The 14,215-nt window shown below is 71.4% G+C and carries 10 protein-coding genes; 5 read left to right on the forward strand and 5 right to left on the reverse strand.

What is annotated here, in order from left to right; genetic code table 11:
- Positions 1-8 precede the first annotated feature (8 nt).
- From AB0J93_RS17635 to AB0J93_RS17655, 5 genes are all read right to left on the reverse strand, one after another.
- Positions 9-1,136, reverse strand: a complete 1,128-nt coding sequence (locus AB0J93_RS17635; RefSeq protein WP_363923035.1) for a TAXI family TRAP transporter solute-binding subunit — start codon at positions 1,134-1,136, stop codon at positions 9-11.
- The gene (locus AB0J93_RS17640) at positions 1,133-1,558 is read right to left on the reverse strand and encodes a roadblock/LC7 domain-containing protein (RefSeq protein WP_363923037.1); all 426 of its coding nucleotides are present in this window, start codon (positions 1,556-1,558) and stop codon (positions 1,133-1,135) included. Before AB0J93_RS17640 ends, AB0J93_RS17635 begins: the two co-directional genes overlap by 4 nt.
- Complete coding sequence (locus AB0J93_RS17645) at positions 1,559-3,976, reverse strand: nitrate- and nitrite sensing domain-containing protein (RefSeq protein ID WP_363923039.1); 2,418 nt, start codon at positions 3,974-3,976, stop codon at positions 1,559-1,561.
- A 65-nt stretch (positions 3,977-4,041) separates the two neighbouring features.
- Complete coding sequence (locus tag AB0J93_RS17650; protein ID WP_363923041.1) at positions 4,042-5,061, reverse strand: TAXI family TRAP transporter solute-binding subunit; 1,020 nt, start codon at positions 5,059-5,061, stop codon at positions 4,042-4,044.
- 17 nt (positions 5,062-5,078) lie between these two features.
- Positions 5,079-7,145: a TRAP transporter fused permease subunit gene (locus tag AB0J93_RS17655; RefSeq protein ID WP_363923405.1), complete on the reverse strand. Its 2,067-nt coding sequence runs from the start codon at positions 7,143-7,145 to the stop codon at positions 5,079-5,081.
- 729 nt (positions 7,146-7,874) lie between these two features.
- On the opposite strand from AB0J93_RS17655, the gene AB0J93_RS17660 reads away from it, so the two are divergent.
- From AB0J93_RS17660 to AB0J93_RS17680, 5 genes are all read left to right on the forward strand, one after another.
- Positions 7,875-9,011: a YihY/virulence factor BrkB family protein gene (locus AB0J93_RS17660; protein WP_363923043.1), complete on the forward strand. Its 1,137-nt coding sequence runs from the start codon at positions 7,875-7,877 to the stop codon at positions 9,009-9,011.
- Positions 9,012-9,193: 182 nt separating this feature from the next.
- A complete protein-coding gene (locus AB0J93_RS17665; RefSeq protein WP_363923045.1) occupies positions 9,194-10,372 on the forward strand; it encodes an ROK family transcriptional regulator in 1,179 nt (392 codons plus the stop codon).
- Positions 10,369-11,949: a sugar ABC transporter ATP-binding protein gene (locus tag AB0J93_RS17670; RefSeq protein WP_363923047.1), complete on the forward strand. Its 1,581-nt coding sequence runs from the start codon at positions 10,369-10,371 to the stop codon at positions 11,947-11,949. Before AB0J93_RS17665 ends, AB0J93_RS17670 begins: the two co-directional genes overlap by 4 nt.
- Entirely contained in the window at positions 11,946-13,064 is a 1,119-nt protein-coding gene (locus AB0J93_RS17675; RefSeq protein WP_363923049.1) for an ABC transporter permease, read from the forward strand. Before AB0J93_RS17670 ends, AB0J93_RS17675 begins: the two co-directional genes overlap by 4 nt.
- Positions 13,065-13,153: 89 nt before the next feature.
- Entirely contained in the window at positions 13,154-14,206 is a 1,053-nt protein-coding gene (locus AB0J93_RS17680; protein WP_363923051.1) for a substrate-binding domain-containing protein, read from the forward strand.
- The last annotated feature ends 9 nt before the right edge of the window (positions 14,207-14,215 follow it).

Here is a 14,215-nt window from a genome sequence, read left to right on the forward strand (position 1 = left end):
CGAGTGGGTCAGCCGCCCTGGTAGTAGCGGGCGGCGCCGGGGTGCAGGGGGATGGGGTCGGTGGTGGCGGCGGATTCACGGTCGAAGTTGCGCGCCTCGGGGTGCGCCACGGCCAGGTCGGCCTGGTAGGTGAAGAGCAGGCGGGTCAGGTCGTACGCCAGGTCGTCGGGCATCTCCGCGCTGACCAGGATCACGTTGGCGACCGTCACGGTGGGGGTGCCCGACGGGGTGTCGTAGGCGTCGCGGGGCAGCTCGGCGGTGGTGTAGACCGAGCCGTGCGTGGCGCTCAACGGTTCGATCAGGTCGGCGACCGGTAGCAGCCGGAACCGGTCCGGCGCGTTGGTGAGCAGGTCGGCGATGCCCGGCGTGGGCAGACCGCCGGAGAAGAACATCGCGTCGAGCGTGCCGCTGCGCATTCGGGCGACCGTCTCCGGCAGCGACAACCGGGCTCGGCGTACGTCCCGCTCCGGGTCGAGTCCGGCGGCGGTGAGCAGGCGACCGGCGATGACGTCGGTGCCGGACTTCGGTGAGCCGGTGGAGACCCGTCTGCCACGCAGTCCCGCGAGGTCGGCGATCTGCGCGTCGGCCCGGACGATCACGTGGGTGTAGTTGCTGTAGACCCGGGCCAGTGCCCGGACCGGTTGCGGGCGACCGTCGAAGGCGCCACGGCCGGCGGTGGCGTCCGCCGCCGTGTCGGCGAGGCTGAAAGCGATCTCCATGTCGCCGTCGGCCAACCGGGTGATGTTCTCACCGGAGGCCCCGGTCGGTTCGGCCCGAGCCTCGTAGCCCGGGAGGTGTCGGCTGATGACGTCGGCATAGCCGCCGCCGAGTTGGTAGTAGACCCCGGTGGTGTTGCCGGTGGCCAGGAAGATGCGCCCGTCGTGCCACGGTCGAGCCTCCGGGGTGCGCTCGGCACCGCAGCCGGTGACCAGCGCGACCGCCAACAGCGTCGCCACCAACCGCCGCCCCCTACCTCCGCCGACCTTGTCGCGCCGCCGACCCTCGGTCGCGTCGGCGTGCGCGATGGGTCGGGGCGTGCCGGCGTGCGCGGCGGGTCGGGGCGTGCCGGCGTGCGCGGCGGGTCGGGGCGTGTCCGCACCTTCGGCGCGGTCAGGCGTCACCTGCGGGCCGGTCATGCCGGCACTCCGCCGGGTTGCTGGCCCGCCCAGGTCCGGGCCGCCGGTTCGAGTGCCTCGGCGACCCGCTGGACCAGCGTCGCCGTCTCGTAGCCGATCTGACCCAGGTCACATCCGGCGGCGGCCAGCACGCCGAGCAGGGCGCGGTCGCCGACCGCCATCACCAGCAGTACGCCGCCGTCCATGTCCACGATCTGCTGTCGGACCCGGCCGGCGGACATCAACCGGGCAGCGCCGACGGTCAGGCTGGCCAGGCCGCTGATCACGGCGGCGAGCTGGTCCGCCTGGTCGGTCGAGAGGTGCGGCGAGGCCGCGAGCCGCAGCCCGTCCCCGGAGACGGCGAGGGCGTGCGACACGTCCGGTACCTTCTCGGCGAAGTTCGCCAGGAGCCAGTCGAGGCCGGGGCTGCCGTTGGGCATCATCTAGGGTCTCCCGTTCGTCTGCTGGTTGCGTCGCATCGCGTGGGCCACCCCGGCGGAGAGGGCGGACAGCCGGGCCCGTACCACCTCGGGGTCGAGCAGGTCCGGCGTGGCCTGCGGCGGCGGCACGTCGTGCAGTTCGGACTGAAGGCCGCCGCCGCGTACCCGCCGGGGCAGGCCGGCCGAGGTGGCTTCCTCGGGACGGGCGGCGCCGGGCCGCCAGGTTGACGCACCGTTGGCCGACGCGGGCGGCCCGTTCGGCGTGACGCCGACGGGCTGTGCGGGCGGCCGGTAGTGCGGTTGACCGGGCTGCTCGGGTGACCAGGCCGCCGCGCCGTTGCCCACCACCGGCAACGTCATCGTCGGGGCCCGGTGCACGTCGTAGGAGTCGGCTGCGGCGCCGACCACCGCCGGAGCGCCCCGGTGCCGGAACCAGGCGCCGACGGCCGGGGGAGCCGGTCGGCCGACGGTGTTCGGGCGGCCGGTGAGCTGCTCCATCCGGGTCAGCAGCGACTCCGGCACGTCCACCTGGGCCACCGTCCCGGCACCGGCACTGTGCAGCCGCACCTGGATGCCGTGCCGGGCGGCCAGGTGGGCCACCACGTGCAGGCCCATACTGCCGGCCGCCGCGCTGGACAACGCGGCGGGGGCGCGCAGCCTTTCGTTGATCTCGGCCAGCCGGTTCTCGCCGATGCCGATGCCCTGGTCGTGTACGCGCAGGGTCAGCCCGTCGACGGTACGTCGACCGTCCACATGCACCGGCGTGTGCGGCGGAGAGTACGAGGTGGCGTTCTCCAGCAACTCGGCCAGCAGGTGCACCAGGTTGCCGACCGCCGAACCCTGCACACCGGCGGTGGGCACGTCGATCTCGACCCGGGCGTACTCCTCGATCTCGGAGGCGGCACCGCGTACGACGTCGGCCACCAGATGTGGGCCGTCCTGCGAGCGTCCGGGCTCGCCGCCGGCCAGGACCAGCAGGTTCTCCCCGTTGCGCCGCATCCGGGCGGCAAGGTGGTCGAGGGCGAAAAGTCGGGCCAGCGCGTCCGGATCCGTCTCGTCCTGTTCGAACTCGTCGAGCAGCCGTAGCTGTCGGGTGATCAGCGTACGGATCCGGCGGGCCAGCGCCTCGACCATCCGGGTCACGTCCATCCGCAGCTCGGCCTGCGCGCCGGCGAGCCGCAGCGCGGCCCGGTTGACGGTGTCGAACGCCTCGGCCACCTGGGCGATCTCGTCGCGTCCACGGCTGATTCCGGCGGTGAGCTGCGAGGCGGTGCCCTCGGTCGGGCCACTGTCACCGGCCGCGATGGCGGTGATCCGTTCGGGCAGTTCCCGGTGTGCCATGGTCAGCGCCGCCACCCGTAGCCGGCGCAGCCGGCGGCTGGTGCGTACCGCCAGCAGCGCGGCGGTGGTCAGTGAGACCAGCGCCAGGCCGGCGGTGGATCCGCCGGTCACCAGCGCCCGTTGTCGGGCGGCGGTGGCCAGCTCGGCGGCGCGCCGGTCCAGTTCGTCGGAGAGTTCCCGGCCGAGCAGGTTGAACCGGCGGATGGCACCGCTCTGGGCGACGTACCAGGCGTCGCCGTCGGCGGCCAGCGCGGCCGGCTCGGCGTCGGCGTTCAACGCGCTGTCGCGCATCCGCCGGGCGGTGGAGACGTCGCCGCCGGCGATCAGCCGGGTGTACGCGTCGGTGGCGCGTTCCCCGGCGATCCGGGAGAACTCGGCCTGCCGCTGCTCCTGCGCTCCGCGCAGTCGGCCCAGCCGGGCGAGTTCGCCCTCGACCAGCTCACCTCGGACGAAGATGGCCCGGAGCAGGTCACGTTCCAGCGATGCCAGGTGTTCCTGGGCCGCGACCGCGGCCACCTCACGGGCGCGGTTGGCCAGCTCGGGGTCGCGTAGCTGGGCGGGAAGCGCGTCGGCGACGGCGAGCAGCGACTCCACCAGCGCCACGTAGATCGCATCGGCGTTGTCGGTGGTGAGCGCGGCGATCCGGGCCTCGTCGAGCTGGTCGAGGTGCTCGGTCACGCCGTCGAGGTCGCGGCCGAGGTCCGGCGCGGTGCGGCGGGCGTCGGCGCTGGCGGTCTGGTAGCGCTCGCTGGTCTCGTCGACCCGGCGCCGCTGGGCGTCGACCAGTTGGCGGCCGGAGGTACCGCCGCGCTGGCGGAGCGCCGCCGTCTCGCCGAGTTCCCGTTCCAGCTCGTGTACCAGTGAGACGGTGGCGGTGGCGGTGCCGGCCAGCACCCGGGCCCGTTCGGCGTCGGTGGAGGCGGCCAGAGCGTCACCGGTCTGGATCGCCCCCAGCACGAGCAGGCCGGCGGTGGCGATCAGGATCGGGGCGAGCAGTTGGGTACGCACCGACCACAGTCGGCCGGTGTGGCCGGACGGACGGTTGTGCCGGCGTACGCGGGCCAGCGAGGACAGCGGCACGGGGGTCTCCCGAGGTCTGGGGCGGCCGGGCCGGGGTGTCAGGCGTCCGGCCCGGCCGCCGTCGGTCAGCTCGCGCCGAGGTCCTGCAACGCCTTGGCCGCGCCCCGGTGCAGACCGACCGGGTCGGTCCTGCGGGCGGTGTCCAGGGCGATGCCCTTGGCAGCGGGATTGGCCTGGGCCAGCGCGTCCTTCTTCTCGAAGACGGTCCGAGTGATGGCGCAGGCCACGTTGGCGTCGAGGTCCTTGCGGACGAGCAGCACGTTCGGGACCACGATGGTCGGGGTGTCCGCCACTGTGGAGTACACGTCCTTGCCGATCGTGCCGGCCTGGTACGCGGGGTTCAGTTCGCTCATCTTGGGCAGCAACGGCGTGATGTCGATGAATTTCACCTTGTCGCCGGCGGTGGTGAACAGGTCGGTGAGGCCGCCGGTGGGCAGGCCGCCGGACCAGAAGAAGCCGTCGACGGTGCCGTCCTTGACGCCCTCCACGGTCTTGGTGAGATCGAGCCGCTGGGCCTGGACGTCCGTGGCCGGGTTCAGACCGGCGGCCTCCAGCAGCCGGTTCGCGATGACCTCGGTGCCGGACTTGGGGGAGCCCGTCGAGATCTTCTTGCCGCGCATGTCGGCCACCGTGTTGATTCCCGAGTCGGCCCGGACGACCACCTGGGTGTAGTTGTCGTAGATCCGGGCCAGCGCCTCGACCGGCTGCGGTGCGCTGAAGCTGTCCTTGCCCTCCACCGCGTTGACGGCCGTGTCGAACAGCGAGAAAGCCACGTCGTACTGGCCACCGACGAGCTGTTCGATGTTCTGGACCGACGCTCCGGTCTCGGCTGCGGTGCCGGTCAACCGGCCGCCGGTGCTCTCCGAGAGCTGCCCGGCCAGGGCGTTGCCGACCACGTAGTAGACGCCCGTGGCGTTACCGGTGGCGATGCCCACCCGGGTGTTCTCGGCCACCTCACAGGTGACGGCGCTCCCGGTGTCGTCCGTGGCCGCGGCGCCCTGGCGGCCTCCGCAACCGGCGGCGCCGGCGGCGACGAGGGTGAGGGCTCCCACCCCGGCCACGAGCCGCGCGTTGATCCGTCCCACACTGTCTCCTTCCTGAGTCATGCCGGTGATCCGGCTCGCGTTCCGCCGGAGGGGCCGGCGGATCCGCGTCGTACGAACACGCCCACCGTCATGACGCCGGCCAGCACGGCACCGATCGCGACGGGCGCGGGTTGCAGCCAGAGCAGCGTCAGGCCGGCGGCCCCGCCGATCACGCGTTCCGGCACGCCCGCCGCACCGACGCCGGGCAGCCAGCCGCCGGCCGCGACGGCCAGCACCGCGACACCGAGGGCCGTGACGACGGCCGCGACGAGGATGCGCCGGGGACCGCCGATGCCGAGCAGGCCGAGCCCGGTCGGGGTGATCACGAACGCCAGCGGAATCAGGTACGCCGGAAGCGCGTACCGCAGGGTGTGCCACATGGTCGGCACCAGCCGCCCGCCGGTGACCGCGGCGGCGGCGACGGCGGCGAGTGCGGTCGGTGGCGACACCTCGGACAGCACCGCGAAGTAGAAGACGAACATGGCGGCGGCGGGTGCGCTGACACCGAGGTCGAGCAGGGCCGGTCCGATGATCACCCAGCCGATCACGAACGACGCGGTCACCGGGACCGCCAGGCCGAGCAGGCTGAGCGCGACGGCGGCGAGCAGCGCGGTCAGCGCGAGCACCACGGCCGGCTCGGAGCTGACCGCGCTCGCGGCACCGACCAGGAGCGCGGCGGCCTGCGGACCGAGACCGGTCTTGGTGGTGGTGGCGGTGATGACGCCGGCCGCCGCGCAGACGACGGTGACCGCGAGGACCCCGCGTACGCCGTTGGAGAGCGCGGCGGCCAGCCGGGCCGGGGTGAGCCGGTGGGTCCGGTCCAGGAAGGACAGGGCGATCGCGAGGACGGTGGCCAGCACCACGGCACGGGTCGCCGACAGCCCGACGGCGAGCAACCCGACGATGGCGAACAGGGAGGCGAAGTGATAGCCGGACCGGGCCAGCAGCCGCCAGGCGGAACCGGCCGCAAGGGCTGCCGGCCGCACTCCGGAGCGACGCGCGTCGATCTCCACCGAGAGCACGATGCCGAGGTAGTAGAGGATGGTCGGCACCACCGCCCAGCCGAGTACCTGGAGGTAGGACACGCCGAGGTACTCGGCGATGATGAATGCCGCCGCGCCGAGCGTCGGTGGGGACAGGATGGCACCCACGCCGGCGGCGGCGAGCATCCCGCCGGCCCGTTCCGCCGGGTATCCGGCGCGACGCAGGATCGGCCAGGTGACCGCCCCGATGCTGACGGTGGTGGCCGCCCCGGAGCCGGAGACGGTGCCGAGCAGGAAGCCGGAGGCCACTGCGGTACGACCGGCCGCGGTACGGGAGCGCCGGAAGGCCGCGGCGGAGAGGTTCACGAAGAACCGGCCGGCGCCGGAGAGGTCGAGCACCGCCCCGTAGATGGTGAACAGCACGATGTACGTGGCGGCCACGTCCAGCGGGGTGCCGTAGAAGCCGCTGTCGGAGTTGTAGAAGGCGTCGACCAACTGCCCGAAGTCCAGCCCGGCGTGCGCCACCGCCCAGGTCTGCGGCAGCAGCCCGCCGTAGTAGCCGTAGCCGAGGAAGACCAGGCAGACGGCGGGCAGGATCCAGCCGGTGGTGCGCCGGCAACCCTCCAGCAGCAGGAGCAGCAGGACGGTGCCCATCGCCACGTCCATCCCGACCAGCAGCCCCTGCCGGTCGAGGAAGGCGTCGTAGCCGCCACCACCGCCGGCCAGGGCGATCGGTAGCACCGGGTACAGGCAGCCGGCCAGCGCCGCGGCGGCCAGCAGCCAGTCGACGCGGCTGGGCCCGGACCGGCCCGGTACGGTCGCGTGGGATGTCGCCGCCGACGGTTCCCGCCCTGCGAGCGCCCGCAGGCGGCGCGGCAGCCTCAGGTCGGCCGGGTAGGCGAGGAAGACCAACGGGAGTACGCCGGCCAGGAAGAAGATCAGGTAGTACTTGCTGCCCTGGGCCAGCGGCCGGAACACCTGCCAGAGTGCGAGCAGGCCGATCGCCAGCGTGGCCGCGGTCAGGGCGAGGGCGACCGGTCCGGTCAGCACCCGACCCGGCTTCTCGTCCTCGAACCGCCCGGCGAGTTCGGCCGGATCGATCCGGACCGGATCGGTCCTGACGGCGGGCGCCTCCGCCTCCGCGACTCGGCTGTGTCCGCCGTGACGCTCAGGTCCGGAATCTTCGGTGAATCGGATAGCCGACACGAGGGGGGACGATACGCGAATTGACTCCGCGTTGGGGGACATAGTCGAACATCGCTTCGCTGAGTGACTTTAAATTCTTTCATGTCACGTGTCGCGGCAATAATTAAGAATAGCGTTCACGATTGGCCCGGACGTGCCGATGAGGGTGGGGGCGGGTGGCGAGGAGGGCGGCGAGAGCTGTCCGTTTTATCGAGTTAGCGGACATCTTGCGGCCGTGTGGGTCGGCAAGAAAATCAGCTCAGACGATTACTCTCCGTGCATACAACTACGGTCGGTATCGCCTCGAGCCGCCTCGGTCGCCGGGTGGTCGATGCCGCCCGGAAGATCGATGCGGTGCGCCCGGAGCGCATCGCCGGTCCGTTGGCCGGTCCCGGCGGGCGATGCGAACCCATTGGCGCCGGGTCGAATTCGCCCCTTTCCCGTCGACGGGAAGCAGGGTCGGCGCATTTCCCGCGCGCAGGGAACCGGGCCTGCATCGACTCTTTCACGCCCCGGCGGGGCTGCTTCGGGGTCGGCCGAGGCGGTCCGAGCCGGCGCACCGTCCGGTGCGGCTGGGTTACTTCACGTCGGTCGCTGGGCATGTGTCCTCAACGATCACCGCGAGCGGAGCCGAGGGGAGAGGCGATGGCCTCCGAGGAGTCTTCCCGTCCAGACCGGCGTGGCCCGGGGCCCGACACCGCCCCTGACGGGCGGCGGGGCGCGGCGGGTGCCGACCGTGCTCCCGAGGAGCGGCGAGACGACCGTGCCGCTGAGGGGCGGGGCGAGTCGGGTGCCGACCGCAGCCAGGTGGATCGTGAGGCGAGTGACCCGCCTGCGCATCCGGGCCGGTTGTCGCGTGGCGAGTGGATGGCGGCGGTGCGCCGCACGGGGCGTGAGTTCGGTGACGACAGACTGACCGACTGGGCCGCGGCGCTCACCTACTACGGCGTGCTCTCCATCTTTCCGGGCCTGCTGGTGCTGGTCTCGCTGCTCGGCCTGATGGGCACGGAGGCCACCCGGACGGTACGCGACACCGTCGCCGAGTCGGTGCCCGAGCAGAACATCCGCCAGATCCTCGACGCCGCGATCGGGCAGGCCCACCAGAACGGTGGGTTGGCCGGTATCGCCGCGATCATCGGTCTGCTCGCCGCCTTCTGGTCGGCCTCCGGCTACGTCGCCGCCTTCATGCGCGCCGCCAACTCGATCTACGACGTGCCGGAGGGGCGGCCGATCTGGAAGACCCTGCCGATCCGGGTCGGGGTCACCGCGGTGATCGGCGTGATGCTGCTGGCCAGCGCGGTGATCGTGGTCTTCACCGGCCGTTTCGCCGAGGAGGTCGGTGCCGCGCTGGGGGTGGGGAGCACGGCCGTGACGGTGTGGGACATCGCCAAGTGGCCGGTGCTGCTGGTCCTGGTCAGCCTGATGTTCGCCATCCTCTACTGGGCGTCGCCGAACGCGCGCCAGGGCGGCTTCCGTTGGGTGAGCCCGGGTGGAGTGCTGGCGGTGCTGATCTGGCTGCTGGTCTCCGGCCTGTTCGCCTTCTACGTGAGCAACTTCGGCTCGTACAACAAGACCTACGGGGCACTGGCCGGGGTGATCATCTTCCTGGTCTGGCTCTGGCTGAGCAACATCGCGATCCTGTTCGGTGCGGAGCTCGATGCCGAGTTGGCGCGGGCGCGGGCGATCAGCGGTGGCCTCCGGCCGGTCGATCGGGAGCCCTACGTTGAGTTGCGCGACGACCGCAAGCTGCGCTCGAAGGGTGGAGAATCGCCTTCTCAGTGACCTTCCGGACGGATCTACACCTACTAGCTCCCGCTTCACGCCGAAACTTTTGCTAGATCAGGCAAAAGTTGACGTCAAAATGCTCTAAGGTCTGGACAGCGCAGGTTGAAGCCTCCTACTGTGTCGGGCACCACACGTTGGCATTTCGTCGATGTGAACACCCCCGGTGGGAGAGGTGAGCCGTGCCCAACGCCGACCCCCTGCACGTCCGATTGTTGCGGTTGTTACGTGACGAGGGAGCGCTGTCGCGGGCCGAACTCGCCGACCGCCTGGAGATGCCCCGGCCGCGGTTGCTCGCCGAGCTGGAGCGGCTGGTCGCCCTCGGCTACGTGGCGGAGGCGGGCAAGGCGGCCTCCCGGGGCGGGCGGCGTTCCACGCTTGTCGAACTGAGCCCGGAGCTGCGCTTCGCGGCCGTCGATCTGGGTGCCAGTTCGATCGACGTCGAGGTCGTCAACGGCCGGCTGGAGCCGGTGGCGGCGTACGCGGAGGCGGCCGACATCCGGTCCGGCCCGAAGGCGACCCTCCAGCGCGTCAACGAGCTGCTGCACAAGGCCCGGGTCGACGGTGTCTACGAGCGACTCGACGCGGTCGGCATCGGTGTGCCCGGCCCGGTCAGCTTCCGCGACGGAGTGCCGGTCTCGCCGCCGATCATGCCCGGCTGGGACCGCTTCCCCGTCCGTGAACTGCTCACCCGCGAGCACGGCTGCCCAGCGGTGGTCGACAACGACGTGAACATCATGGCGATCGGCGAGCGGCACGGCGGGGTGGCCCACTCGGTCGACGACTTCCTCTTCGTCAAGATCGGCACCGGTATCGGCTGCGGTATCTACCTCAGTGGCGACGTCTACCGGGGCACCGACGGGTGCGCCGGCGACATCGGCCACATCCAGGTCGATCCGCACGGGTCGATCTGCTCCTGCGGCAACGCCGGCTGCCTGGAGGCACTCTTCAGCGGGGCCGCCCTGGCCAAGGACGCCACCGCCGCCGCGCGGGCTGGCACCTCACCCGCCCTGGCCGAACGACTGGAGGCCAACGGCGCGGTCACCGCGCTCGACGTCGCCGCCGGGGCGCTCGAAGGGGACGTGACCTGCATCCAACTCATCCGTGAGGGAGGACGGCGGGTCGGCGGCGTGCTCGCCGGGCTGGTCAGCTTCACCAACCCCTCGATGATCGTGATCGGCGGTGGACTCGCCCAACTCGGGCACATCCTGCTCGCCGAGATTCGCAGTGTCGTGTACCGCCGCTCGCTGCCGCTGGCCACCGGCAACCTGCCGGTGGTGCTCTCCGAGCTCGGCCCGCGGGCCGGCGTGGCCGGCGCCGCGGTGCTCGCCAGCGACCTGGCCTTCGGGGAGGCGGCATGAACGGGCAGGACGCCGCGAGCGGGACCGGCGCGCCGCCGGTGGAGACGACCGCCGGCGAGGGCGAGGTGGTGCTGCGCCTGACCGACGTGGTCAAGACCTTCCCGGGCGTACGCGCCCTGGACGGCGTGCAACTGGAGGTCCGCGCGGGCGAGGTGCACTGCCTGCTCGGGCAGAACGGTGCCGGCAAGTCCACCCTGATCAAGGTGCTCGCCGGGGTGCACCGGCCGGACTCGGGGCAGGTCGAGTGGCTGGGTGAGCGGATCAGCTTCGCCAACCCGCAGGCCGCGATGCGCGCCGGGATCGCCACCATCTACCAGGAACTCGACCTGGTCGAGGACCTGTCCGTGGCGGAGAACGCCTTCCTGGGGCACGAGCCGCGTCGGTTCGGGTTCATCCGTCGGGGCCACATGGCCGGCCGGACCCGCCAGATCCTCGGCCGGCTCGGCCACGCCGAGATCCCACCGGGTCGGATGGTGCGGGCCCTGCCGGCGGCCGGCAAGCAGGTGGTCAGCATGGCCCGGGCGTTGTCCCACGAGGCCCGGCTGATCATCATGGACGAGCCGAGCGCCGTGCTCGCCCACGACGAGGTGGAGAACCTCTTCCGGATCATCCGCGAACTGACCGCCCAGGGCATCGCGGTCATCTACATCTCGCACCGGTTGGAGGAGATCCGCGAGATCGGCGACCGGGTGACCGTACTCAAGGACGGCCGGACCACCGCGGCGAACCTGCCGGCCCGCGAGACCCCGACAAGCGACCTGGTCTCCCAGATGACCGGCCGGACCATCGAGTACGTCTTCCCGGACCGCCCCGCCGAGACCGTGGTCGGCGACGAACTGCTCCAGGTCGACGGGCTGACCCGTACCGGCGAGTTCGCCGACGTGTCACTGACCGTCCGGGCTGGAGAGATCGTCGGCATCGCGGGCCTGGTCGGCTCCGGCCGCTCGGAACTGCTGGAGACGATCTACGGTGCGCGGGCGGCCGAGGCTGGTTCGGTGCGGATGGCCGGTCGGGCGCTGCGGCCGGGCAGCGTCGGCGCGGCGGTGCGGGCCGGCATGGGCATGGCCCCCGAGGAGCGCAAGAGCCAGGCGTTGCTGCTCGGCGAGCCGATCTACCGCAACGTCACCCTCGCCACCTTCGATCGCTACGCCCGCTTCGGTTTCACCGACGTGGGCCGGGAACGGGCGGCGGCCGACCGGATCGCCGAGAGCCTGGAGATGCGTCCGCGCGACGTCCGCCGGGCGGTGCGCACGCTCTCCGGCGGCAACCAGCAGAAGGTGGTGGTCGGTCGCTGGCTGCTCGGCGACACGAAGCTGCTGCTGCTCGACGAGCCCACCCGCGGGGTGGACGTCGGTGCCCGGGCCGAGCTGTACCAGGTGATTCGGCAGCTCGCGGCCAAGGGGGTCGGGGTGCTGCTGGTCTCCAGCGAGGTGCCCGAGGTGCTCGGCCTGGCCGACCGGGTGCTGGTCATGCGCGAAGGGCGGGTCGTCCGGACCGCCCCTGCCGACGAAATCGACGAACCCACCGTGCTCGACCTCGTGATGGCGGGGTCCCTGATGGAAGGCGCAGCGGCATGACCGATAGTCCGCCCACGACTAAGCTGCCGGCGCAGTCACCCCCGGTGGACCCGGCGGAGACCGAGGCGGCCGGTCACTCGACGCCGACCGCCACGGCGGCCACCACCGGTCGGCTCTCCTGGTGGCACGGCGACGGCGGTGAGGGCGCCAAGCGGAATCTCGCCCTGATCGGGGTGCTGCTGGCACTGTTCGTGATCGGTGCGGCGACCCGCTCGGATCTGTACTCCAACCCGGACTGGGTCTGGGCGAACATGCTCAGCATCCTCAAGCTCGCCTCGGTGGTCGGCGTGGTCACCGTCGGGATGACCTTCGTGATCATCGGGGGCGGCATCGACCTCTCGGTCGGCGCGATCGTGGCGCTGGCCGGGGTCTGGTGCACCACGGTGGCGACGCAGAGCTTCGGTGCCGGCGGGATGATCTTCACCGCGATCATCGTCGGGATGGCGGTCGGCCTGGTCAACGGGACACTCATCGCGTACGGGCGGCTGGTGCCGTTCATCGCGACGCTGGCCATGTTGGTGGCCGCGCGAGGGCTGGCCGCCGAGATCTCGCAGAAGCAGACCCAGATCTCGCAGAACAGCACCATCAACGGCATCGCCAGCACCGACCTGCTCGGCATCCCGCTGCTGGTCTACATCCTGGCCGCCGTGGTCGCCGCGGGGTGGGTGCTGCTCAACCGCACCACCTTCGGGCGGCGCACCGTCGCCGTCGGCGGCAACCCGGAGGCCGCCCGGCTGGCCGGCATCAACGTCCGACTGCACACCCTCCTGCTGTACGCGTTGTCCGGCCTGTGCTGCGGCATCGCCGCCATCATGCTCACCGCGCAGGCGACCTCGGCCCAGGCGGCGATGGCGAACCTCTACGAGCTGGACGCGATCGCCGCCGTGATCATCGGGGGCACGCTGCTCAGCGGTGGGCGGGGCACCATCGTCGGCTCCCTGCTCGGTGTGATCATCTTCGCCACCATCACCAACCTCTTCGCCATCAACGGCCTCTCCACGGAGGCCCAGAACATGGTCAAGGGCGGCATCATCGTCGCCGCCGTCCTGATCCAGCAGGTCCAGTTCGGCACTCTCTCCCAGTTCTTCCGTCGCAACCGGCTCACCACGAGCTGACCACCGCTGCACCCGGGCCACCGAGCAACCGACGGTGGCCGGGCTTCGTACACCCAAAATCCCCACCACTTAATAACCAGGAGGTCGTCATGACCCAGCACAGTCGCGACATGTCGCGGCGCCGGCTGCTCTTCGGCGGGGCGGCCGTCGGCGCCGGCGTACTGCTCGCCGGTTGCACAAGCAACGAGCAGACACCGACCGAGGCGCAGACCAAGGCGGCCGACGGCAACGCCAACGCCGAGCCCGGCAAGCAGGTGACCATCGGCTTCTCCGCGCCGGCCGCCGACCACGGCTGGATCGCCGCGATCACCAACAACGCCAAGTCGCAGGCCGCCGCGTACTCCGACGTGGAGTTCAAGACGGTCGAGGCGGGCGCGGACGCGGCGGCCCAGCGGGCCGCGCTGTCCACCCTGATCTCGCAGAAGCCCGACGTGATCGTGCTGCTGCCGCACGACGGCAAGGAGCTGAACTCGTTCGGGCTGGAGGCGATGGCGGCCGGCATCCCGGTGGTCAACCTGGACCGGGCCTTCCCGGACGCCAAGGCGTACCGGTTGCAGATCAAGGGCGACAACTACGGCATGGGTGTCTCCGCCGCCACCTTCATCGTCGAGCAGCTCAAGGCCAAGGGCGTCAGCAATCCGGTGATCGCCGAGATCGCCGGGATGGACGAGTTGGAGCTGACCCAGGAGCGTACGAAGGGCTTCAACGACACCCTGGCCCAGCACGGCCTGAAGGTGAAGAACCGCCGGGCGGCACGGTTCACCGCGGACTCCGGCCAGCAGGAGGCGAGCCAGCTGTTGCAGGCCGAGCCGAAGATCGACGCGATCTGGAACCACGACGACGACCAGGGCATCGGGGTGCTGGCCGCGTTCAGCCAGGCCAACCGCAACGAGTTCTTCATGGTCGGTGGCGCCGGCTCGAAGAAGGCGATGGAGGACATCCAGGCCGACAACACGGTGCTGAAGGCCACGGTGACCTACAGCCCGTCGATGGCGTCCTCGGCGATCTCGCTGGCCCGCCTCATCGGCCAGGGCAGGGGCATGTCCGACCTGGTGGAACTCCAGGTTCCCAAGGAGATTGTCCTCGCCTCCGAAACGATCACCAAGGAGAACGCGAGCGACTACCTCAAGCTCGGGTTCTGACACAACGGG

Source organism: Micromonospora sp. NPDC049374 (assembly GCF_040677165.1).
Lineage (GTDB): Bacteria > Actinomycetota > Actinomycetes > Mycobacteriales > Micromonosporaceae > Micromonospora.

Coding starts and splice junctions, on each gene's coding strand:
- AB0J93_RS17680 (WP_363923051.1), top strand. CDS start 13,154: ATGACCCAGCACAGTCGCGACATGTCGCGGCGCCGGCTGCTCTTCGGC.
- AB0J93_RS17675 (WP_363923049.1), top strand. CDS start 11,946: ATGACCGATAGTCCGCCCACGACTAAGCTGCCGGCGCAGTCACCCCCG.
- AB0J93_RS17640 (WP_363923037.1), bottom strand. CDS start 1,558: ATGATGCCCAACGGCAGCCCCGGCCTCGACTGGCTCCTGGCGAACTTC.
- AB0J93_RS17660 (WP_363923043.1), top strand. CDS start 7,875: ATGGCCTCCGAGGAGTCTTCCCGTCCAGACCGGCGTGGCCCGGGGCCC.
- AB0J93_RS17670 (WP_363923047.1), top strand. CDS start 10,369: ATGAACGGGCAGGACGCCGCGAGCGGGACCGGCGCGCCGCCGGTGGAG.
- AB0J93_RS17635 (WP_363923035.1), bottom strand. CDS start 1,136: ATGACCGGCCCGCAGGTGACGCCTGACCGCGCCGAAGGTGCGGACACG.